At 46.2% G+C, this 21,870-nt stretch carries 29 protein-coding genes; 9 read left to right on the top strand and 20 right to left on the bottom strand.

Translation table 11 applies throughout. The annotated features are described in order from the left end of the window. Positions 1–55 precede the first annotated feature (55 nt). The 4 genes from NZD89_RS02160 to NZD89_RS02145 all read right to left on the bottom strand — a co-directional run bounded on the left by NZD89_RS02160 (position 56) and on the right by NZD89_RS02145 (position 2,803). A complete protein-coding gene (locus NZD89_RS02160) occupies positions 56–292 on the bottom strand; it encodes a hypothetical protein (protein WP_268006217.1) in 237 nt (78 codons plus the stop codon). Between the two features lie 70 nt (positions 293–362). Beyond that, on the bottom strand, positions 363–917 hold the full coding sequence (locus tag NZD89_RS02155) for a LolA-like protein (protein WP_268006216.1): 555 nt from the start codon (positions 915–917) through the stop codon (positions 363–365). A 370-nt stretch (positions 918–1,287) separates the two neighbouring features. Continuing rightward, entirely contained in the window at positions 1,288–2,181 is an 894-nt protein-coding gene (locus NZD89_RS02150) for a hypothetical protein (RefSeq protein ID WP_268006215.1), read from the bottom strand. A gap of 43 nt (positions 2,182–2,224) precedes the next feature. Further along, positions 2,225–2,803: a hypothetical protein gene (locus NZD89_RS02145; RefSeq protein ID WP_268006214.1), complete on the bottom strand. Its 579-nt coding sequence runs from the start codon at positions 2,801–2,803 to the stop codon at positions 2,225–2,227. Between the two features lie 205 nt (positions 2,804–3,008). Between NZD89_RS02145 and NZD89_RS02140 the strand changes: the two genes are divergently transcribed. Next, positions 3,009–3,329 carry a PadR family transcriptional regulator gene (locus tag NZD89_RS02140; protein ID WP_268006213.1) on the top strand — a complete coding sequence of 107 codons (321 nt, stop codon included), beginning with the start codon at positions 3,009–3,011 and terminating at the stop codon, positions 3,327–3,329. Then, on the top strand, positions 3,326–3,613 hold the full coding sequence (locus tag NZD89_RS02135) for a permease prefix domain 1-containing protein (protein WP_268006212.1): 288 nt from the start codon (positions 3,326–3,328) through the stop codon (positions 3,611–3,613). The genes NZD89_RS02140 and NZD89_RS02135 overlap by 4 nt, the downstream gene beginning before the upstream one ends. Positions 3,614–4,289: 676 nt before the next feature. Here NZD89_RS02135 and NZD89_RS02130 read toward each other — a convergent pair. From NZD89_RS02130 to NZD89_RS02120, 3 genes are all read right to left on the bottom strand, one after another. Continuing rightward, on the bottom strand, positions 4,290–4,853 hold the full coding sequence (locus NZD89_RS02130) for a DUF4825 domain-containing protein (RefSeq protein WP_268006211.1): 564 nt from the start codon (positions 4,851–4,853) through the stop codon (positions 4,290–4,292). A 248-nt stretch (positions 4,854–5,101) separates the two neighbouring features. Next, the gene (locus NZD89_RS02125; protein WP_268006210.1) at positions 5,102–5,323 is read right to left on the bottom strand and encodes a DUF2651 family protein; all 222 of its coding nucleotides are present in this window, start codon (positions 5,321–5,323) and stop codon (positions 5,102–5,104) included. A gap of 53 nt (positions 5,324–5,376) precedes the next feature. Further along, a complete protein-coding gene (locus NZD89_RS02120; RefSeq protein ID WP_268006209.1) occupies positions 5,377–5,964 on the bottom strand; it encodes a methyltransferase family protein in 588 nt (195 codons plus the stop codon). 303 nt (positions 5,965–6,267) lie between these two features. On the opposite strand from NZD89_RS02120, the gene NZD89_RS02115 reads away from it, so the two are divergent. From NZD89_RS02115 to NZD89_RS02095, 5 genes are all read left to right on the top strand, one after another. Further along, the gene (locus tag NZD89_RS02115) at positions 6,268–6,594 is read left to right on the top strand and encodes a hypothetical protein (protein WP_268006208.1); all 327 of its coding nucleotides are present in this window, start codon (positions 6,268–6,270) and stop codon (positions 6,592–6,594) included. Positions 6,595–6,600: 6 nt separating this feature from the next. Then, positions 6,601–7,065, top strand: a complete 465-nt coding sequence (locus tag NZD89_RS02110; protein ID WP_268006207.1) for a hypothetical protein — start codon at positions 6,601–6,603, stop codon at positions 7,063–7,065. Between the two features lie 49 nt (positions 7,066–7,114). After that, positions 7,115–7,288 carry a hypothetical protein gene (locus tag NZD89_RS02105; protein WP_268006206.1) on the top strand — a complete coding sequence of 58 codons (174 nt, stop codon included), beginning with the start codon at positions 7,115–7,117 and terminating at the stop codon, positions 7,286–7,288. A 153-nt stretch (positions 7,289–7,441) separates the two neighbouring features. Next, the gene (locus tag NZD89_RS02100) at positions 7,442–9,082 is read left to right on the top strand and encodes an RNA polymerase sigma factor (RefSeq protein ID WP_268006205.1); all 1,641 of its coding nucleotides are present in this window, start codon (positions 7,442–7,444) and stop codon (positions 9,080–9,082) included. 87 nt (positions 9,083–9,169) lie between these two features. Beyond that, positions 9,170–9,535, top strand: a complete 366-nt coding sequence (locus tag NZD89_RS02095) for a hypothetical protein (RefSeq protein ID WP_072875178.1) — start codon at positions 9,170–9,172, stop codon at positions 9,533–9,535. 625 nt (positions 9,536–10,160) lie between these two features. Here NZD89_RS02095 and NZD89_RS02090 read toward each other — a convergent pair. Both NZD89_RS02090 and NZD89_RS02085 read right to left on the bottom strand, forming a co-directional pair. Beyond that, positions 10,161–10,694 carry a permease prefix domain 1-containing protein gene (locus NZD89_RS02090; RefSeq protein ID WP_268006204.1) on the bottom strand — a complete coding sequence of 178 codons (534 nt, stop codon included), beginning with the start codon at positions 10,692–10,694 and terminating at the stop codon, positions 10,161–10,163. Between the two features lie 5 nt (positions 10,695–10,699). Then, positions 10,700–11,032, bottom strand: a complete 333-nt coding sequence (locus NZD89_RS02085) for a PadR family transcriptional regulator (protein WP_072875176.1) — start codon at positions 11,030–11,032, stop codon at positions 10,700–10,702. Positions 11,033–11,376: 344 nt separating this feature from the next. On the opposite strand from NZD89_RS02085, the gene NZD89_RS02080 reads away from it, so the two are divergent. Further along, the gene (locus NZD89_RS02080) at positions 11,377–11,820 is read left to right on the top strand and encodes an Hsp20/alpha crystallin family protein (RefSeq protein ID WP_268006203.1); all 444 of its coding nucleotides are present in this window, start codon (positions 11,377–11,379) and stop codon (positions 11,818–11,820) included. Between the two features lie 142 nt (positions 11,821–11,962). Here the strand turns inward: NZD89_RS02080 and NZD89_RS02075 are convergent, their stop codons facing one another. The 8 genes from NZD89_RS02075 to NZD89_RS02040 all read right to left on the bottom strand — a co-directional run bounded on the left by NZD89_RS02075 (position 11,963) and on the right by NZD89_RS02040 (position 18,324). Then, positions 11,963–12,316, bottom strand: a complete 354-nt coding sequence (locus tag NZD89_RS02075; protein ID WP_268006202.1) for a hypothetical protein — start codon at positions 12,314–12,316, stop codon at positions 11,963–11,965. A gap of 89 nt (positions 12,317–12,405) precedes the next feature. Next, complete coding sequence (locus NZD89_RS02070; RefSeq protein WP_268006201.1) at positions 12,406–13,470, bottom strand: VanZ family protein; 1,065 nt, start codon at positions 13,468–13,470, stop codon at positions 12,406–12,408. Between the two features lie 25 nt (positions 13,471–13,495). After that, positions 13,496–14,413, bottom strand: coding sequence for a permease prefix domain 1-containing protein (locus NZD89_RS02065; protein WP_268006200.1), 918 nt, complete (start codon positions 14,411–14,413; stop codon positions 13,496–13,498). Then, positions 14,410–14,745, bottom strand: coding sequence for a PadR family transcriptional regulator (locus tag NZD89_RS02060; protein ID WP_058095759.1), 336 nt, complete (start codon positions 14,743–14,745; stop codon positions 14,410–14,412). The genes NZD89_RS02065 and NZD89_RS02060 overlap by 4 nt, the downstream gene beginning before the upstream one ends. Positions 14,746–14,967: 222 nt before the next feature. Beyond that, positions 14,968–16,110 (bottom strand): ABC transporter permease subunit, encoded by a 1,143-nt coding sequence (locus tag NZD89_RS02055; protein WP_268006199.1) that lies wholly within the window; start codon positions 16,108–16,110, stop codon positions 14,968–14,970. Next, a complete protein-coding gene (locus tag NZD89_RS02050; RefSeq protein WP_268006198.1) occupies positions 16,082–16,981 on the bottom strand; it encodes an ABC transporter ATP-binding protein in 900 nt (299 codons plus the stop codon). The genes NZD89_RS02055 and NZD89_RS02050 overlap by 29 nt, the downstream gene beginning before the upstream one ends. Then, the gene (locus NZD89_RS02045) at positions 16,965–17,780 is read right to left on the bottom strand and encodes a hypothetical protein (protein WP_268006197.1); all 816 of its coding nucleotides are present in this window, start codon (positions 17,778–17,780) and stop codon (positions 16,965–16,967) included. The genes NZD89_RS02050 and NZD89_RS02045 overlap by 17 nt, the downstream gene beginning before the upstream one ends. Next, positions 17,755–18,324, bottom strand: coding sequence for an RNA polymerase sigma factor (locus NZD89_RS02040; RefSeq protein WP_268006196.1), 570 nt, complete (start codon positions 18,322–18,324; stop codon positions 17,755–17,757). The genes NZD89_RS02045 and NZD89_RS02040 overlap by 26 nt, the downstream gene beginning before the upstream one ends. A gap of 263 nt (positions 18,325–18,587) precedes the next feature. On the opposite strand from NZD89_RS02040, the gene NZD89_RS02035 reads away from it, so the two are divergent. After that, positions 18,588–19,019 carry a hypothetical protein gene (locus tag NZD89_RS02035; RefSeq protein WP_268006195.1) on the top strand — a complete coding sequence of 144 codons (432 nt, stop codon included), beginning with the start codon at positions 18,588–18,590 and terminating at the stop codon, positions 19,017–19,019. A 180-nt stretch (positions 19,020–19,199) separates the two neighbouring features. Here NZD89_RS02035 and NZD89_RS02030 read toward each other — a convergent pair whose 3' ends face one another. The 3 genes from NZD89_RS02030 to NZD89_RS02020 form a co-directional block, all read right to left on the bottom strand. Continuing rightward, complete coding sequence (locus NZD89_RS02030) at positions 19,200–19,856, bottom strand: SdpI family protein (RefSeq protein WP_268006194.1); 657 nt, start codon at positions 19,854–19,856, stop codon at positions 19,200–19,202. Beyond that, positions 19,837–20,127, bottom strand: coding sequence for an autorepressor SdpR family transcription factor (locus NZD89_RS02025; protein ID WP_198146717.1), 291 nt, complete (start codon positions 20,125–20,127; stop codon positions 19,837–19,839). Before NZD89_RS02025 ends, NZD89_RS02030 begins: the two co-directional genes overlap by 20 nt. A gap of 175 nt (positions 20,128–20,302) precedes the next feature. Next, on the bottom strand, positions 20,303–21,118 hold the full coding sequence (locus tag NZD89_RS02020; protein ID WP_268006193.1) for a COG4705 family protein: 816 nt from the start codon (positions 21,116–21,118) through the stop codon (positions 20,303–20,305). Between the last annotated feature and the right edge of the window lie 752 nt (positions 21,119–21,870).

Here is a 21,870-nt window from a genome sequence, read left to right as displayed (position 1 = left end):
CGAAGAGTCTGTTGACATGTACCTCAAAAGATAATTGTACTTGTCATAGCTTGGGTCATTCGCCGTACTCGTAATCTTCATCGAAGCGGACTTTGACGATGGGGTTGGCACGACTGTGGGTACGAGTAACGAACGGTGTCTGGTTGAAATTCTGATACGCTTTCATAGCCTGTTTCACGGCAGGTGAAAAAGAAGTGGGAATACTACTTGAAGTGGTTTTCTTTGTACCACATCCCACCATTCCCAAATAGATTATTCCTATCAGTGCTGTGGCAAGAATAAATTTATTCACTCATTAACCTCCCCAACAGGACAGTTATGCTATCCCATTCATATTCCCGAAACTGGATTGTTCGCGTAATTCATTTTGTAAAAGAACGACGGATGATTTTGTCTGGTTTCTTTTGCGCTGGGACCGTCAAAGAGGAAGCAATAGTCATTACGCTCTGTTGATCTTGATCCGAAAGCGTTTGTCCTTCAACTCGATAGGTGATCCCGCCTTGCGTAAATTGAAGATTGTACCCGTCTTGCTCGTAAGATACACCGCTGATCCCGTTGATGGTTACTTTCTGAGCGGAACTTGGCATTGGCACTGTTGTATGTCCTGTTGTCTTGGCTTCCCACACTCCGAAATAAGAGTTCCCATTTTGATATAACGCCGAAAAGGAGTACACGTTACCCTCTTTGCCCAGCGTGTCAATTTCTGTCTGGATGTTCTTTAAAGTGTATCCGCTCGGTACTTTTGCAGGGAGCAATGGTTGAAATCCCAACAACTTTCTGTAATCAAATCCTGTTTGTTTTGGCGAGGTGAGAGTGGTGTGGTTGGAGAAAATTGTCGTGTTGTTATTTACTACACCCTGCTGACCACAGCCAGTCACGGCGAACAAAACAGGCAAAGTCCAGATCAATCTTTTCATTTGTTTAGTCCTCCGAAATACTCATGTTTTTGGTTTATCAAAACATAACTTAACTGTCCGTTAACAGCAGATGATTGACCTGAACACCAAAGTTTTCACCGTCGTAAGTGATGGTGACAGGCGACTCAAACTGTCACGACATTTTTTAAAAAGCCTTGGCGTTAGCAGGGGATAGTCCTGATGTCGCGAAGTTAGTTTTTGATTCGACACTGGAGATGCACAACGGCGATATCGTCACTTCGCTGTACAACGAGTCCACCCCCCATTCCTCCGCTTCCCACATTGAGTCGAACACTCGGAACCAACGATGATCAGGTTCACACCGTTATTTAGGTTCCACGTTAGCACTTGACGATTGGGGCTTCCGCCGTCAACCATGGAAACATTGGAACCCCCCGTCAATGTAAACAGCTTCGTTCCCATCACTTAGAGTAACCTTTGAACCATTTGGAGCCTTGGTAGTATTGGGATTGACGTATTTCAGACCGAGGGCTTCGAGGATTTTTACTTGCGTTTGACCATGACTGTATGTCAACGTTAATCGACCCATCTCTTGATTGTTCTTGCCATCAGGATTTTTTACATCTACGCCGACGACAGTGCGTGTATCCCATTTGAATGGAATTCTGTTCGGCAACAAAGCGGTGAAGGGCGTTGGTGCTTGCTTAAACCCAAATGTCTGGGTCTTGATCATTTCGGGAGCTGTGTGAACTGGGACAGTCAGAGATTTAAGTATCTGTTCAAGTTGGGTCGTGGTGAAGGCGTTCGCAAATGTAACCACACAGAGAACGCCGTGTTTGATAGTCGCGACTACCTTGCCAATCCCTTGGACATTGTTTTCGTACAATGTGATGTCGTTGTGCTGAACACTCTTCCAGGCAGTCCCAACGTTTGGAAGGTTGTCAGAAGCGATGGATGTCTCCATTACAGTAAAGGACTTCCCACTGCCATTTGGTGAGATATACATCGCATCATAAGCAATACCGTTCCCCCATGTCTCCATCACTTTCGGATCGACCTTGCCCCATGGAGGGTTTACATACTTGAATACATATGACGTAATCTGCTTTAGCTGAAAGTTCTGCTTTGGCAACACGGGTTGAAATCCCACAAGTGATTTGTAGTCATACGGAGGGCTTTGTGGCTGTGAAATGGCATTGGTCGAGTTTTTCTGATTAGAGGGGCGTGTCATTGCACACCCAGACAGAAGGAATGTGGTTGCAAGAACCCCTGTTAATAGGGTTATAAACCGACTTACGTGCATACTTTTATCCCCTTCCTACCGCACCACATGCCCTTTAAACCATTTACTGACTTTTGCTTATCTCGCTTTGAACAATCGTCCCACGACTTGTAATTCCAACCACTTGTTTCACATGCGGATCTGTAGGCATCTGAACCCTGTGCTCATACCAGAAGTAGCCGTTCTGAACTGGAACTGTCACCGCAGTCCCATTTGACCAGATTATCACCGCACTGACAACACTCGGATGGTCGAAAACCCCACCTGTGATATATTCAAACCCGTCTCCTCCAAGTGTGGTGTATTGAATGGTTACTGCTTTGTCCGTCCCCATTGTATAGGTACTCATGTCGTAACCCGTTGAAGACATCAGCAAACTCGCGAATTCTTGCTGTCCATTCACTCGAAAAGTCGCAAAAGCAACGCCCTCGTTCCCAATCGTCTTCAGATGCATCACGCGGACATCTTGAGCCACCTTGTTCTGGGTTAGTTGTTGTTTCTGAATATCTGCGATTATCTGTTGCTTGGATAAATAACTGGGGGTAGTGGACTGTGGCGCGTTGTAGGGGTGATGAACGTATCCCAAAATTCCCGACACGATGACAAGGACAGTGACTATACCAATCCATACTCTGGTCCTCACAAACATCCCTCCCCGCGCTCGTATTGTTGATGTCCAGTACCCTGAGACTGACACATACCATCATTATCTCAAAAACCTGGAATGAGATGGAAGAATTTTTTGTGCCCGTCATAATCCCCCAAATCTGCTTGCCTATCTCCTTCCTTTCATGTATAACCAATACATAGATATTCTACATAGGTAGGTGACTTGGGTGAAGAGCGAAATGATGAAGGGATATATCGACGCGATAATCCTTTCCATAATCGCTGGGCATGACTCTTACGGCTATGAAATTGCCCAGATTGTGAATCACCAAACTGGTGGTGCGCTCGAATTGAAGGAAGGAACACTCTACCCCGCCCTACGACGCTTAGAGGCAGAACATTGGATTGAAGGGTACTGGGGCAACGACGGTTCAGGACCAAGGAGAAGGTACTATCGGATTACAACCCAAGGACATGAACAGCTTGCCAAGCATCGAGAAGCTTGGAAGCGAAACCAAGCCATCGTAAATACTTTCCTGGGAGGGGTCGAACCGACGTGAACGAGATCGAAAACTATTTGAAGCACATTGTCCATCGTAGCGGATTGACGCGCAGTGAGCAGACTGAATGGGTCGATGAGATGTCTACACATCTGTTCGATGAGGTAGAACACCTGAAGGAAACGGGATTAGAGGAAGCCGAAGCCGTTGAGAAGGCACTTCGTCGATTCGGAAGCAGACGGGAGATTCGCAAGCAGATTGCTCGACAGACATTTGGGGTAACTTTACCTGTCATCAACTCACTCGCCTCAGTGTTTTTCGTCCTATTTTTGCTCGGCATTTAACTCCTCTACGCATCCATCCAGTCAAACCCTGCCCCATCCACATGGGCATCTTGGCATGAGAATCCATGGGTGCGCTTTTTCACGACACGTATTCCGATTTCACCATCCCTAATGCTGGCACTGTGTCTGGACACGCTGATGTTGGTCAAGACTCGTTGCCAGAGGGATAGATGGGCATTGGTACTGATTACGGGTATCTTCGCGGCACTTTGGCTGTTTATGCGGATGTCACACCGCTATTACCTTGCTACACTCTTAGTTCCAGGTTGGGGGCAGACTTCCCGTTCTGCACCATTAGGGATTAGCGGTATTTTGCTATTCTGTTTGTCAGTCGGTATATACCTTTTTACCAGGAATAAGTCCATCAGCCGATTCCCAATACTTCTGTCGCTGGCAATTGGACTGTGGGTTCCTGTTAGGGATTACGTACAGTATCATCTGTGGCAGGCAACCCATTGGAGTAGATTCTGGGGACACTACGACCCAAATGGGTATGGAATCTTGCTGATGGTTGGAATACTACTCGTACTCCTCGTACTGTTGAGATATGTCTTTCGGGCTGTGGATAATTACAACTCGCGAACGCGCTCAACTGCGTAAACCGAGTTCAGCCTACGTCACCAGAATGCGATTTTGTGTGTGTTCTGGTGATGCATTGTAACCATCCTGTGTCTTCCTAAGAGCCACCCCCAAAGAACGCTTTAAACGCATTCTTTACATACTGTGGATTCGCCAACTTACTCTGCACATTTTGTTTCCACGCTGTTTGGTTTGCGAGCGTCGCAGGAGCCACTCCGTACCAGGATTGAACCAGCGCACGAGTCACATGGTATGAAGCCCCTGGAAATACAAACCTCATCGAATCCAAATTATCGATCAAGGCAAAATTGGCTGTTGCATTGTACACCAAGCTGGATTGAACGTTAGTGAATCCAATGTCCTGAATAGTCTCCGTGTAGCGGATATCCAGTTCCCTTGTCTGTGGATGGATAACAAACGTGTGTGGAACGTTGGCTAACGGTAAATTTGCATTCAGGTTCGCGTCATTTGCGTTGTTACCCATGTACGGATTCTTGAACTTTACGATGTTTGCAAAGTCATTGGTCAGTGGATTCAACTGAGCTACCTGATACGCTTGTTGTTGACGTAATCTTGCTTTCACTCCAAACTCCACGACGCAGAGCGCAATCACACCAATAATGAGAAGAACTATGATGAGAACATTTCGCCTTTTCGTCATTCTGACACCTCCCGTGTTTGAATCAAACGATGAATCCCCATGAAATATAGTGAGACTTCCAGAATGAAATGGGGGTGTAACCAGGACAGTCAACAGACCGTCCATCTTTCAGCAAGCTAATTTCGAAGTGACACGACTTCTGTCAATGTGGATTATTTCAATATGCCTGTTATACCCTTTGAATCACTTTCGTCGAAACGCGATCTTAGACGAAACAAATCCCACCAAAACCGAAATTACAATGTACGCTACAAACGGCGGGATGAAGTTGCCAATTGTTGCGTTGAATTGAGTGTAGGTGTATGTAAAAAAGCACCGAACACCAATGCGACAATGATTGGTGCCAGAAACCACCGACGTGACAGCAGGGTAATCACAGCCGAAAAAACAATCACACCAAGCGGAAAGAAAAAGAGTAGACACGGAATAAATCCGTAATCCTGTCCGAAATAGTTCATGAAGGCTTGCACGAGTCGCCCCCTCGATTATCCCCATACAGTCCTTACTAAACCCTGTCACTTCTTCACCATATCCCAGGAAACATCTTTTTCGTATGCTTCCGATACTCCGCGTACCTCTCTCCGAAATGCTCAATCAAGACTTTCTCCTCAACATGAATTCTGTACGCATAAACCAGAAGTAATCCAGCACCACATAGCAATACACCCCACCAGGTACGGAGACCAAGCCCTATGCCCACGGCTGTAATAAACCCACCCGTATAAGCGGGATGTCGAATCCACCGATAAAGCCCCGATTGTATGATTTCTTGGTTTGACACAACCCCGACAACAGGGGAGAAAAACCTTCCGAGTTGGATGATCGCGGAGAAACGGATGATCATACCCGCAATCATCAACAAGAAGCCGACGTATCGCGTCCATTGAGGAAGAATCCCAAGATGACGTACTGAGAACATTATCGACACGAAGATCAGCACGTACATTCCAATCATGATAAGTGCGACTGAACCGCGATCATCATTCTGCTTCCTCGGTTGTCCGCGCCGAAGAAATCGGGCGCGTATCCAAAACACCATCTCTAAAGCGACCCACAGATAGAACAGTATCCAAAACCATGCGCCCTCATATGTGTAAACGTTCATCTTCATCGCTAATCATCACACTCCGCCGCTTCATTGGAGCCGTTTCCGCCGATGTCATCATTATAGAGTACAAAGCGTTTCGTATTGCTAAAGCTCAGAGAAAGTCATCTAATGAGGCGTATTCTTACGACGATTTCCTTCTCCCAGTAACTCTCCCAAGTTTCGACTCAACCCCTGGTGTTATGATCCCAACACTATTGAATCCATATTTTTACATAAAGATACTCTTGAGTTATGATGTTGAAAACTAAGTGAATCAATAGTTTGAAGTGCAGTTTTTAGATTTAGGGCAGGAACGGAGGTGCAGAAATGACAAGTGATTGGGATCAGTCTTCTGACGAGATTCGGCAACAAGTGAGAGAGGGAATCGCGGTACGATTGTTCAACCTCCTCCCCGTCCCTGCCATCGCCAAGGTTTGTGATATGACTGTCGTGAAGGTGTTGACTCTGGTCAGACAGTCTGAGTCCGAGGGGACAGTTGCAACAGAGCAGGAGGGCAGGGTAAAGTCGCCCAGGGTAACGCTCCTGGGGAAACCGCTCTGTAACACAGAGGTCCCAATGGCACATATCACTAAGAGCACGATTCGAAGGCACAAGGAAGTGTTAGCGAAATTGCAGAGACATGCAAAGGGGTAGAAACCCGTGAATCACGATGACTTTTCGAGGGACTTGGAACGTCAGAGAAATGCACAAGTCGAGATAACCAAGCACCAGACAGTAGTGCAGAGGCTCCAAGCCATCAAGGAACAGATTAAGGCGTTTGAAAACCGTTATAGTGGGACATTTGAGGACTTATTCGGTCATCTGAGCGATCTTGCAATCTACGGAATGTCGGAAGCCGTTGACATCACTGACTGGAAAGAGCTTGTTCAAATAAGGAAACGGCTTCTTGTAGAGGAACTTGATAGGAATGACATCCCAGACGGCGTTTACGCCGTACATCCTGACCCGAACGACCCAAAAGTGAAAGTCAGGAAACTGGTCGATTGGTGCAGAGTAAATGGCATACCGCTATCCGAAGCCCATCGCCTGCCCCGAACTGTCATGGAGCAATTCCTTGAATATCCGAACAAAGATAGGGCGAAAGACGAAAGGGAGCAGGATTAGTCTCGATATCCTCTTGACCCACCACGCCCTGAAAACGGAGGTCTGAGAGATGTTTGTCATTCACTGCAACAAGTGTAGTCGCGAGGTCGAGTGGAAAGATGGCGCGGCACTTGGGAAGTTGGCAATTGAAATGTGCGGTTCTACGGTTATTTGCGCCTGTGGGCACGGTATAAGCGATGACAATGGGACGTTGCGGGAGTTCGATGTGCCAGATGCGGAATGAATAGGCAGGGCAAGAACGGGGATTACGGGCGGAGGGACATACATGGCTTTGGGATGTGATGCTATACCCGATGTGCCAATTGAAACATTGGAGAGAACCAAATCACCTCATCTCGAATCGTAAAGGGTGAATACCGAGAAAGAGGTGTGAAACATGAGCGTATCAGAGTTGGTACTTGATTGTCGTAATGGGAACCGTGAAGCCTGGACTGCCTTAGTCGATTTGTTTCGTCCCAAAGCGGTGAATTGGGCACATCAATTCTGTAGAGATCGGCACACCGCAGAAGATGTTGTGCAGGACAGCCTATTGTTGGCGGCGCGTCATTTGTCTGAACTACGCAAACCGCAGGCGTTTGAAAGTTGGTTTTTTCAAATCGTGAAGACCCAAGCGTTCCGTTTCTTAAATAAAGAGAACAAGCGAAAGACGGAATCCATGGTCGAAATCTCGGACAACAGCAATGTTGAGGCAGATGTCCTCCTGAAAATAGAGTTTGAGAAGGCGTATTCAAAACTGCCCCTGGATCTTCAGCAAGTGTTTCTTCTCGCGGGTATCCATCAATGGACGGTCAATGAAGTTGCGGGATTCCTTGACATTCCCTCTGGAACCGTGAAATCCCGATTGTCGAGAGCGCGTCAACAACTTCAATCCATGCTCTCTTACAGCGAGGACGGCGGAAACAACGGGGAAGGTAGAGCCAACTCATGGGAATCCATGCTCTCTCAACTGCGAGAAAGACGATTGGTCGAACAACGTCAAATCAAAGACACGTTATCGCAGACGTGGGCAACGATAAAGAGCGTCAAATTTGATCTCATTCGTCATTGGTATTCAGCATCAGGAGAATCAACGGAACAACACGCAAAGTACACCTGGATGTCACCCAATTGGTGGCGTATCGATACACAGTCTAATGAAGCAGGCAATGTGACTACTGTTATCCACGGTAATCGCATGCGGACTTGGTTCGAGAGTTCCAACACCATCAATCAGATTCAGTTGTCACGGAACCCCGATCCCCAGTTCATTCTTGAGCATCTCTGGAGAGAACTGTTGTCAAGTGAGGATTTAGTGGTTCTACCGTCCGAAAGAAATGACCTGTGGCATGTATGGCTCCCAACTCACTTTGCCGAATCCACCAACGATGAACACGAACAGGCGGGAGTTCACTTTTGGATACATCCAACTGATGGAGTTCCAAGGATTATTGAGTATTGGCGGAATGACAAATGCTCATTTAGAGAAGAAATCGATCACGTTACTTGCAACCCACCCGTCACACGTCGCACCTTCGACCTGCCAACCCACATTCCGAAATCAATGTTGCGGTCTTTCTCTGATTTGATGGGTGGATTCGGGACTCAGGTGTCTATCTCTGACGCATTAAAGCAATGCCCGTTTACGTTAATGGGACTGAATGAAGATGCAGTGTCGTCCCTTGGGATAAGCGGAACAGTCGATATCAGCAAGTATTATCGCGGGAAGGAATGGGCGGTCAGATATGGTACTCCCGCTCGGTCTCGCGAACTACTTCGCGGGAGTCCTGTCGTGACATTGTGGCAAGCTGAACGGTTAAACGATGATGTTGCCCGTCACTGGGGGCTGTCGAAGTTAACTGAAAAACAGCCAGACCTTAGCCCAACAGCGAAAAGTGCAGTGGTTTACACGCCAAATATGGTTTTAGCCCGTCTATTTTGGGAAAGAGATGAACGTCCATATATGCTGACCGCCTCTGGATTATCTATGGAGGATCTCGTAAACCTGGCACATCAATTGAAAGTCATCGACAAGGGCTGAAAAGACAGGCAAAGGGGTCACGGGGACGGGTTGGGTTTAACTACTCCCGTCCCCCTCTCCCCAGTTCTTAATACGGAGGTCTTAGCCATGACGGAATTGATTCCACGTAAACAGGGTCAAAAAATCGAAGATGGGACATATCTCCAATTGTTTGAGAACTTTACCAATGGTGGATTGTCATCGGCGGAAACTGTCAAACTGGAGTTACTGCTGGCGGTAACAACCGATGTCGGACTTGACCGCCTGATTGACGTTTTGCCCGAAGAATCCCTGGCTGAACTGAGACTTCTATTGTCGGAGGAACGAACGTCGAACGCTGATAAAAGAACGAAGGTCGTGAGAAAACGAGCGCGTATCAACTTTCCATTGCCCATTCCTTCGCCGTCTGAAGCGCGAAAAGCGAGGCAAAGCAGGCGTCTGGTGGAAAGCCACGGGGGACGAAAGGGAAGATGATGGGGCTGAAAGACAAGTACAACGACTTTAGTGAGTAGCGTACAACGGCTTCCGATTAATCTTAGACCCGTCTATACCTTCGAAGAACAGCCTTTCTCCCCCAAACGAGAATGATTTCAGGCAACAAGACGAAAAGAAGAAAGTCTATGATAATCAGCGGATACCACCCGATGACATTTTGACCTGTGACATATTTGGAGCGATGAACAACCACCAAATCTGAACAGCCGTAGCGAGCATAATCACTGTGGAGACCAATAGATATCGGACGTTACCCTACAATGCACAGAACAGCACAAGACAAACGATACCGATCCAAGGGCTAAGAACATTCCAAATCACATAGTGGTCCGAAGATCGTAATAGGATACAGTACAGCAATGAGAATTTGTACCCTCTTGCCACTATCAATCGTCAATCCTGAACACCCCCCTCAGTTCATATTACAACCACTGGATATATGTTCCTACTGGAAATTCAAAAAACAACATTTACTGCGAACGGATCGTATAGATAACCAAATCCCCGTTTGCCCCGATAAATCTTCTCCCTCTTTAAGCCCATGTTCATCTGATTAGCGGCTCAACCTCTACTCAAATCCCATTGACCTAATATCCCGATCATTTTATGAATGATTCGTTTGCATTGGCTGTGAACTGCTGTGTACGTTTACTGGTGTTACTGAATAAGAATGGACAGTGAGAAGGAGAAGAAGGAAAATCGTCAGGAGAATGGCAACCGCAGAAACAGCAATGCCCCAAATTGCAATGCGTCGATTTGATCCCTTTCTTGCGATGACACCCAAAATCAATCCAACTATGCCGAGCGGAATAGAAAGTATTGCGTATACACTACTCAGGAACGATAAGAGACCCACGATCAAAGATGCCCATCCCAACACATTACCAGCACGAGATGAATCTACCTGATTCACAGTAGGTCCATATAAGGTTTCAAGATCATGTCTTAGGTTCTCGCCGTCACCAAATCGTTCAATGGCTAAACGCACACTTTCCTCTTCATTATGTCCCTGCTGTTTCAGATCCCTTGCAGTTTGGAGTAAATGATTTCGCATTTCTTCTTTTAGGTCGTGGACTTCCTTTGTTTCAACGAGACCGCTGTAAACTTCATTTACATATTGATCGATTTGCTTTTCCATAGTGTTCATCCTTCCTCCAGAAAAGTGTCCAAGACAGACTTGAGGTATGACCACTCACGTTTCTTGTACCTATAAAAACGCTGACCCGACTCAAGGATGCGGTAGTATTTGCGACGAGCACCGCCTCCTTCGGTTCCGCCCCAATAAGATTCAATAAGTTCATTTTTCTCCATGCGTTTTAATGACAAGTACATAGTTCCTTCTTTTATCTCAAACTTTCCATGACTGCGTTTGCGAACAGCATTCGCTATGTCATATCCGTACATGTCCTGCTTGCAAAGAAGGGAGAGAATGATTGTATCAATGTGCCCCTTGAGAACTTGCGTGTCGATGTCCAAGGCATCATCACCTCATTTCACACTATAAACATAATTACTCTGTAAAGCAAGGTAATTATATTTATGACCATCCTTATGTAGCTGGGGTACTATAGTCACGTACGATCTTCAAACGTTAAAGCCTCTAATGGCACACTATCCACGGGAACGGATAAGTTATTCGAGGGGATAACACGCTCTTGATGCGGGGTAAAGAAATGCGGGTGATAAGCGGGATCATTGGACGTGTGGGTTCCGTAGCCATACGATTTCAGTATAGGGGATGTGTACCCAGAACAGGTGCAAGTTTCATCATCCTCTGGGGAACCATAAACTCGGACATTCGACCTGGAGGTGTAATCAACATGCCCTTAGTACCTTATGACCCGTTTGGCATCATGAGACGTGACTTTGGCTCGTTTCCATCGTTCCCCCGACTGTTCGATGACGACTGGTTCGAGAGTCACTTTGCGAATATGGCGCGGATTCGAGTTGACGTTCGGGAGAGCCAAAACGAAGTGATTGTTACCGCTGAAATCCCTGGGCTGGAGAAGAAGGAAGACGTAAACATCACCGTCCACGATAATCACCTTCATCTCAGCGGAAAAATCGAACGGATGGGCGAACAAAAGAACGAGAACGTGCATCGCATGGAACGATACTATGGACAATTCTCGCGCACTGTACCATTGCCGACTGCAGTGGATGACACGGGAGCGAAAGCATCGTATCGAAATGGCATACTGGAAGTCAGGATTCCAAAGACTCAGAAGCAGATAGGTCGTCAGATTGACGTGGACTTTCACTGAAACACAAACAGCAAATGCCCCTTGGAGAGACTCCGAGGGGTTTTTTCGTATTCCATCATGTCGAAGAAGTATTTGAAATCAACCGTCCTTCCCTTAACTCAACGGGAATAGGGCGGGTGATTACTCTCTATAACGTGTGCCCTTAATTCTTCGTCTTGGGCGTTTGCCCTGGTGTTGCTTGGTGTGCATTAGGCAGTCCCAAGGATGGTGGGTATTGCGGTGTCATACCTGGGTCTAAGTTCTTTGATGATTTCAGGTCGGACTCGAACCCGATATCTGTTGTCTTTGCGCTGTACGCTGAGACAATTCCTGGGTCGGGGGTCAGTTGTGCTGGTTTCCCTTGCAATTGTGGCGGAATCGAATGGGGCGTTGCTGGGGTTGTGATAGGCTTTGCGACTTGCACATTGTTCGCCGCGCTTGCCGTACTTACACCAACGACCAAAAGACCCAGTGGGAGTACAGACGACACAAACCACGTTTCAAATCGTTTCCTCAAGATCAATACCTCCCTCCACTATGCAAGACGCACTTTCTGCAAGCTCTTGTTACTCCCTGCCAACTATATGGGACACCTTCTATATACTCCTACTCGAACAGTGGTACAATGCTTCCATTCTTCAACTTAACAGTCCAGTCTGAATGATGAAAAACGGTCTGGTTGAACGGTAGACTTATATCCCAAAATTCTTTTTGATCAGTGTGACTTTTATACGTTTTCCCATTTTGACGGTACACAATTTCCTGGACATCGGGCTTCTTTATTGCTCCCCAAGCAAATGTTTTACCGTTCACTGTCATTGAGGCAAAAGAAGCCTCCATTGAACCATTTCTGCTATTCAGCAAGTCATACGACTTTACCTTTAACCGCCATCCCCATAACTTGGTCTTTTCCAAGTACCACGCCACATACCCAGGTTCCTTCGAAACGCGAGGGTCGGTCGTTGTAATCAATACGACACCCTTGGAAACGTGGATTGTCTCAAGAGGCAACACATTAGAATCATAACTTTCCTGGGATTTGGTAGGCGTGGAGTGCGATTCGAATTCATATCCCCATACACCGCCAAGGATAATCAAGACGAGAATCGGACTGCCTATGAGCCACATTCGCGGAGATTTCCAATGTTGAGAGTGCCAAAACCGCAATGCGAACCTTAAAATACCAAAGCCAACAATTGCCCCGAAGGTGTTGAGTATTAAATCATCCACGTCAAAATCGCGATATGTAAAACCCAATACAGATGAGATGATGAACTTTCCTGACTCGACCACCAAAGTCATGCAAAATCCCAGCAGGACAACTCTCAGAAACCGATTTTGCCTTGAGGATATCAAGGGTAACATAAAGCCAAACGGAACAAACAGTAGGATGTTGCCTCCCAGGTTATAAAGGTCATAGGAAAGTGACTTTCCCGCAATCACTGCTCGTATCGTATGGAATGGAATGATATTATTCGCAGGTGCATTTACTCCATAGTGGTGCAGTGGAATTGGAAACAACGTGATCTTAGCAACAACGAGGAGATATACGAAAAAGACAAAATACAAAACTTGCCGAGTTGCTGGAGTTCTCCTCTTAATACCTATGCTTATAGCGATTATCAAGTATAGTAGAACAGCGACTACGCCGAATGGGGTAAACGTCAACACACAAGTCCCTCCAATCGTGGATGATCTATATGAGCTTTCTCAGCCGAATGGAACTGGACTCAACCCTCTTGCACATAAACAACAACAGCACCGCGCCAATCAAATGAACGATAACGGACGATATAGCACTCCATAGATACCCCCAACTTACTGGTGCCAGCCCCCAGAAAATTGGGTTTCTGGTTTGCTCCCACAGCGTCTCCTGCATCAAGCTCCACAAAAACGGTGCAACGGTCAGCGTGATCGATATCATCCATGGAGTCAAGCTGATTATCCGATTACGTGTCCATATATAAAGCGCGATACCAAGGGCAACAATGATTCCATACTCACATGTTGCGCCAATGTTGATTGGCTGGATAATTGGTAGGGCTGAGAAGACAACCTGCCGAATTCCGTCTGACCCCAGGGGCAGTGAAACACTACTGGGTAACAGTGATACGGAAAATGGTATCCAACTGATAAGAACAGCCAGCCGATCCGTTTGTTTTCTGGTAAATACCATCATGAAGGACATCGTGCCAAGCGTTACCCAGCGAGCAGGATTCAATGGAAAGTGTTGATGCAACCATACCACCCATTGAGGTGTGGGTATTTGTTCCCATGTGGTAGGATTCCCGATGGTAACAACGGCATCATCAAATCGCATGTTGGTAAAGAGAGCTACCCCCAACGAGATAAAACATAAGACACCCACAATGAGATACCACTTGGGCGAGATTACAAACGTCTCTCGAATAATCTGCTGACGAAGTTCCTTGGCTGTGCCGAAGGATGCAAGTGCTCTTTGATGCGCTTGTTCATCCGACAAGCCCGCAACTCGATAATGTTGCACAGAATCCTCTAAATGGCTCCGCATTTCTTCGATCCAAGCCACTTTCTCCTGTTTGTGAAGGTAAGTACCGTTTAGGATCTGGTAAAGATAGGCATCGAATCGGTTCATTCGGGCACCACCTTGTCGAAGAAAACCGATAGCAGGCGTTGCTCCGCGTTCCACTCCTCCTGTAATTTCCTGAGATGACTCTTGCCTCGATCTGTGATGCGATAATAACGTCGGCGAGGACCCGAATCCTTGTCCGTCCCCCAGTATCCCTCAATGAATCGATTTGCCTCCAACCGCTTTAACGCTGGATAAAGCGACCCCTCTTTTATTGCCAATGCTCCATGAGTCTGGTCACTTACCTGTTGCGCGATATCGTACCCATACGAGTCCCCTTCCAGGAGAATCGATAACAAAATGACATCCAAGTATCCTCTCAAACGTTCATTTCTCATAAAGCCCCTCCAAACATAGCCTATCTATGTATGTTGCTCTAAGTGGTATTCTCCAGTTCTTCAACAATTCCTTTCTTGGTCAAAGAATTTTCATACACCCGCGTTGTATCAAACACTGTAATCACAGTAAAAAAGCGACAGTGTTCCATACACTGCCGCTCCACAATTTGATGGTTGGTGATTACTTGTGCCTTCTTAGACCAACGGAAACCGTCGCCGAAATCAGGCGATTTGATGCCTGCAATACACGCGATACGTCAGCCAAACAATCGGAATAGATACCAGTATCGCAAGACCAATTACGAGAATCGGGTACAACACTGGATAACCAAACACGTTATAAGCAACGAAGCTCTTAAATAACCTTGATACTTGTATCAATCCTGTGTAGCTAAAGTCCATAAGGGTTTGCGCCCAATTTTTTAGCCCGAACATCATTACGATGAGTTCTGGAACTGCGAAAATTCCTGCTGAAACGAAAAATGTTACCAGTGTGGATCTGTTAAACGAGGACAGTAACAATATGAGAAATCCGAAGGCAATACCGCCCAACAGTTGAATCAATACCGCAACTGCTATATATTGCCCGACAGTCAAGTGAAAAGGGGCGCTATATAAGGCAATGCTTTGTAACGGGTAGTTAAATCCCCCAATATCAAACAGACTCAAGTTTGAAGCAACATTGACTACCAGCAAAATGCCTTCCATCACCAAAACATACAGCATTGAAGCCAGTATCTTCGCAGTGACCAGTTGTCTCCTGCCGCGTTTAGTTGTTAATAAAAAACTATCCGTTCCCAAGGAGTATTCTTCTGAAAAGATAGGCGATAAACCAACCAAGATTATCGCTCCAAAAATAATGAGTCCATAGGTCTTAAAGAAATCGACAATCATGTTGCTCGCACCGTTGTATTGCCCAAAGCCGATGTACGGGAGATGTTTCATCATGTTGTATTCAAGGGTATCTGCGCGATAAGTAAACCCGATTTGCCCCTGCGCTTTCAACTTGTTAATGGATTGCTGTAGCATTTCCAGTGTGGGTTTGATAGCACTACCTGTTTCTGCATTGAGAATTGCGGAGTTACGTTCGTCCTCGCGAACTAAGGCAATCTCTTCTTTGTTTGAAAGGTTTACATTGCGACCTTCGAGCTTCGGTGCGATTTTCTTCATTTCTGCCTTTGCTTGTTGTACCTGTTGGGCAGTCGGTGGCGCGGACTGATAATAGCCTGCATAACCACCTGATGACGATGTAAGTATTTGCAAGGGCAGATAGATACAAAACACCATGATGGCGAAGAAAATCCACACACTCTTTCGAGAAAACAGCTTATACAACTCAAACCACGTTAGTGACAGTTGCTTCATCTGAGGTCACCTCCTCACCGAAATAATAGAGATATAAGTCTTCTAAGGTCGGAGCAACCGTTTCTGCGTTCGGTGATGGTTGCTGATCAGATACAATACGAAGGGACACACCATCACGAGTACGGGTCACACTGCCAACTTGAAACTGTTGTTGAATGGTTGACACTTGCCGTTCCGTACAGGTTAATGACCACACTTTCCTTTCTATCTGCCGTAAGAATCCTTCTGGAGTATTCCGATTCACCAATTGCCCATTTTTAATAATGAGGACATCCTGTGCCACGAATTCCACATCGGAGATGATATGAGTAGACAACAGCACAATCCGATTCGTCGAAAAGTCTGAAAGAAGATTGCGAAATCGAATCCGTTCTTTCGGATCAAGACCTGCCGTGGGTTCATCGACAATCAGGATCTTCGGATCATTTAATAGAGCTTGTGCAATACCTAACCGTTGCTTCATCCCACCAGAAAACTTACTAACTTTGACGTGGCGAACATCATTGAGATTCACCAGTTGCAACATCTCTGAAACTTTCTTTTCAGCACTGGATTTGTCCAACCCTTTTAATGCCGCGATATACATCAAAAAACGTTCTGCTGTAAACCTTTTATAAATACCAAAACTCTGTGGTAAATAGCCAAGAATATCACGATAGCGTTCACCCATGGCGGCGATATCCTCGCCATCGACCAATACCCTGCCAGTGGATGGGCGGAGAATTCCTGCGACAATACGCATCAACGTACTTTTACCAGCACCGTTCGGTCCTAATAACGCATGTACGCCTTCAGACAGTTCAACGTGGAAATTCTTTAATGCGTCTTTCCCTCTGTAGCTTTTCGAGATGTTCTCAATCTGCAATTTCAACGAAGATCCCTCTTTCTACTCGGTTGCGTAGTTGGATAGACTGCATCCAGAGTAATGCGAACCCTACCACTCCAAACAAAACGAATAACATGTCATTTAGCGATAGCAGATAGGGCAATGTTTTTGGATTTGAAAGGATACCGATTACGAGAACACCCCATACGGAGACTGCGATCGGGACCAAGCGTCTGCCTCGAAACCTCGATGCCAGAAACAGCATAATGCTGGACATCCACGTAAACGGAACCACCCAGAACAACAGCACTTTCCATAAATCAATGCCAAATGTCCAATATAGTCCGAACGAGATGATGGCATTGAGTACGACATTGTAAGAGCCAATGAGAGCAAATCGTGCCATCATGATTTGCGGAAGTGACATCTTGCTGGCAAGTTCCATTTCTGCCATCCCGCTGTCTGTACTTCGGAGAATCTCCAATACTCCAAGAATAAATGGCATCGGAGAAAGAACTAAGACCGTCTTATAGGGGCTGATTGAATCAAGCACCGTTGCAACGTATCCACTAACGAAAAGCAACAAGCTAAAGAGCCAAAACCACTTTGAAACATATTCGACTTGAAGCGACAGCGTATGGAACATCCGCTTCAATTTACTGCTCTCCGAGGCGTACCGTGGTACATGGACAACACAATTTTCGATTGTGCGTTCGATGATGTGTTCGGGCGGGAACTCGACCGTGTACCCATCGAGCATTCTTGCGAGTTCGTCCACATCCATTTCCTCGCCCTGTTCCTTGAACAGAAGTTCCCACTCACGAGTTGTGTCTCTCTTTGTCATAGCCATCACCTCCCTTGACCATCTTTCTTAATTTCCCCAGCCCTTGATAGAGCCGAGACTTAACCGTGGACTCCGTACACTCCATTAACTCAGCGATTTCTCGAATTTTCATCCCTTCAAAATAACTGAGGACGATGGTGTCGCGTTGATAATCAGGTAACTGCGTTAAGGCGTTTCTAATCGCCCTTCTCTCGTCATTTCGTTCCAACAACCGATAAACGTTCATGGATTCATCAGCAATCTCAGGTTGGATCTCAATCTCATTCTTCTTTCGAGCATGTGTCGCACTTCGGAAATGATCTGCACAATGATGGTATGTGACGGAAGTCAGCCAACTCTTGAAGGTGCCTTCTCCCTTGTAGGAGGAAACTGACTTTGCCACCTTTATGAAGACCTCTTGTGTCAAATCACATGCCACATGATAATCGCCCGTCTTGCGATATACGATGCCAAACACCAATTTGTAATAGCGTCGGATTAAGACTTCCATGGCGGAGCGGCTACCGTGTTTGATTTCAGTGATGAGTTCTTCATCTGATTGCAAATGTCACCCTCCTTTCGCTTATGTAGACGAGAAACAGCCTGGAATAGTTTTAAGTCGTATGTGCCAATCAAAAATAATTAAACAGAGTGGCAACCTTTGTCTCAGCGGACGACACTTATCCACCTATACACATCCTATTTGTGGATAATTCCTATTTATCGGACATATAGAGAGACCTACCCAATATTTTCTTCTGTGATCTTGAGACAATTCTGCAACGTGTTACGTCTAAGTGTATACCAGGAGACAAAGGAGCGAGGAACATGAACGAAAAACGTTTGCGCTGGTGGGATATTTCAGGACAGTCCGAGTCTGGGACGACATTTATCCACATTGTTGAGGCGACATCACGGAGAAAGGTCATCCGTCGGTTTGGGGGAACTAAACAATGCAAGGACTTTGATGGAACCACTGTTTCTGTTACATTCCCGCGTGACCAGGGACAAATCCGAGTCCATGCTAACGACTGGTTCCCTGGAACCCTGATTCATCTCTATGTTCCTGATACGAAGACGATTGTCGAAGTCATTCGAGCACCTCGATACATATGCGAGTGCGGTCAGGTGCATATATCCGATATGCCGTATCCCTCAATGTGGTGTTCGTGCGGAAAGAAGGCTTATCCGATTAAGGACGCAAGTCAAAATCCGAGGGATGCGGTGCAACGGGTGGAGTTAATGATACAGACTATGTGAATGGTATAGGCGATGACCTTGTTGAATCAGTCATTGCAGGAACTAAAGTACCGCATAGAATGGATGTTGGGAGAGGAAATTCAAAAACAATGGATAGAGTGGGCGTAGACTCCAACTGTATGGTATAAATGCCCCTTGGGGGTTCCAAGAGGCACTGTCATAAACAAACATCTCTCCCTGCTATAGTGATTCATTACGGGCATAGATATAAGACGCAATCACTGTAACTAATGCCCAAATTACAATTGGTGACAAAAGTCCCCACTTAATCATCGATGTAGGAAGAATCCACGCTAAGACAACGATAATAATCCCCATCGGAACACCTAAATTTCCTGCTAAGCGATGTGTTTTTCTCCAAGATTCTTCACTGGAGAGACTCCATGGAGTACGGATGCCAACCACCCAATTCGATTGAAGGCGAGGCAACACATTCGCCAACAAGAGCAAAATGACCCCAATCACTGTTGGCAAAATTCTTGCTGATGCCCATTCACTTTGTAGTGCATACGTTAACACCCAGAATTGTACTGCTCCCAAACATAGAACCACGATACCACCTACAGTTCGATATGTTGACCAAAAGCTCGCGTAGTTCTTTCTCTTTGGGTCAATTCTCCAGACAAATTGCCAAAGGATCATGATAGCTAACATGATTAAAGGTACGGTAATGATCCCCTTCAACCGAGAACTGAAGGAGTTGGGCTGTCCGTTTGCGTTGAAATGTGTCGCTATTTGATTAGGTAAGTGACGGTAGACTAAAACTCCGAAAATAGCTATAAGCAACCATACTATCCATCCCCACCAAGGGATAGCGTTACTCTTCATCTTGTTCATTTGAACTTCCACCCCCAAATTTATCAAGGAGCCAGCTTAACCACCCTTGTATGACGCTTGTATTCAGACGATAGACCACATACGTTCCTTCACGTTGATCTACAACCAAATCCGCATTTTTGAGTACGTTCAAATGACGACTAACGGTTGGCTGAGCATGCTTAAAATGGCTTGCAATTTCACCAGCCGTCATAGGTCGTTCCTTCAGTAACTCGATGATTTTCCTGCGGGTCGGGTCTGACATGGCTTTAAATACTTTGTCGTTTATCATGACATTATTGTATAGCTAATTAGCTAAATATGCAACCATGTAACATTGTGTTAAGCGCCCCCTTGGAGACTCCGAGGGGCATTGTCATACATCAACACTGACTGAACACCTTTTTTGCAATCGTCATCGCATTCATCACTGGTGGGAAGCCAATCTGCCAGCCGACTTCTCCCTATTACGAGCGTCCGAACTCACCGCTATATCTCCGTCCTTCAGATTCCTTCTGAACATCTCTGCGACTGATCGTAAGATATCCAACAAAGATCACAATCAATACGGTCAATACTCCCGCTACAATCCCATCACCATACCCAAGTCCCGTGATGCTCTTTGGCTTGCCAAACCAGTCCGCGAACGACGCTCCAAGGGGTCGGGTCATGACGTAGGAAAACCAGAATGCGAAAATGGGATTCAGACGGAACAGGGCGTAGCCGAGTCCTGGGAGCAAGAACAAAACGATAAACAGAATCCCCGATGCCAAGTACCCCAGATGCAAGGTGGTTGCCGTCATATCTCCTGTAGCAGTCCCCATAGCGAACGTAGCCAGCACAGCCGCCCAATAAAATACTTCGCGCCGACGAGTATTGATGCTGTGGATGGATAACGTCCTCTCCACCTTGTACCAAGTCGTGAAAACGACCGTGAGGATGATGGCAAAGGCGATGGTTGAGGCATAGTACGGCACGCCCAGGACAATATGCGTCACATCGGCGACCATCGTGCCGAAGATCGCAACCATCACGACCAGAAGCCAATAGATCCATGCAATGTATTTCCGAACCGCAAACTGTAGGATCAGTGCGCCCACGAAGCCGATAAAACCAAGAATGACCGCAACATACGGATTGATGTGATTCACCAGATAGTCTGATGTTGATTCGCCCATGGCTGTCGTTAGCAATTTGACGCTCCAGAAGTAAATCGTAATTTCTGGAACCTTGGTTAAAAGGCGTTTGCCTCGGTTTCTGGTGGTGGAATAGGATTGATTCATAGGTGCATTCGTTCCTCTCTTGCAGACTGAATAGCTATTCAAGCGTATCATAGTTGCTCTGACCGAGCAGACATTCCTCTCTATTTTACACGAGCATTGTGTAGCACTTTCAGAATTTATCTCGCCCTCTGAAGACGTAAAGTGAATGTGCCGTTTGTTCAACATTGTACGATGATAGCCGCAAGACATCTGATCACTCCGACACTAATGTCGAAAATCAGAGAAAGGCAATAATACTCGTGACAAAGAAAACCGTACTGATCGTTCACGCCATCTAACCGAACCATGCTGAACCTTTGTCGAATAACGTAACCATCCCACGATGTCACCGCAGACGCAGACTGTTATGCCGAACAGCACTTTCCCTACGCCCTTTCGCCCATTTCAAATCCAACCCATGACTTCTGAAATCAAATTTAGCTCCCTGTACTATGTAACCGTCAAATCAATTTCTTCCCTGACTCCCTCTCCCCTCAACCCTTTCAACCCCCTTGCCCCGCCTGGCTTTTCCCGACTTTCCCTCACTCTCACCCAATATCTGCCGTTAAATTCGATCCTTCCCTGGATCGCACCTTTTCCCACTCATTTATCTCCTTAATTGTTCCAGATTCATCGATTCTGCGTAAAATGAAGTTGTTCCCTGCGGATAGGGCGAAAAGAAGGGCTTGAGGGCGCAGGGAGTACAGATTTTGTCGTGTATTTTTTCGCGTTTTTGATCGGGCATGGTCTTGGAATCCTTGATATATCGGGCT

The sequence above is a fragment of the Alicyclobacillus fastidiosus genome (assembly GCF_026651875.1).
Taxonomy (GTDB): domain Bacteria; phylum Bacillota; class Bacilli; order Alicyclobacillales; family Alicyclobacillaceae; genus Alicyclobacillus; species Alicyclobacillus fastidiosus.
The sequence above is the reverse complement of the archived record's forward strand: the minus strand, read 5'-3'. Positions and strand labels throughout refer to the sequence as shown.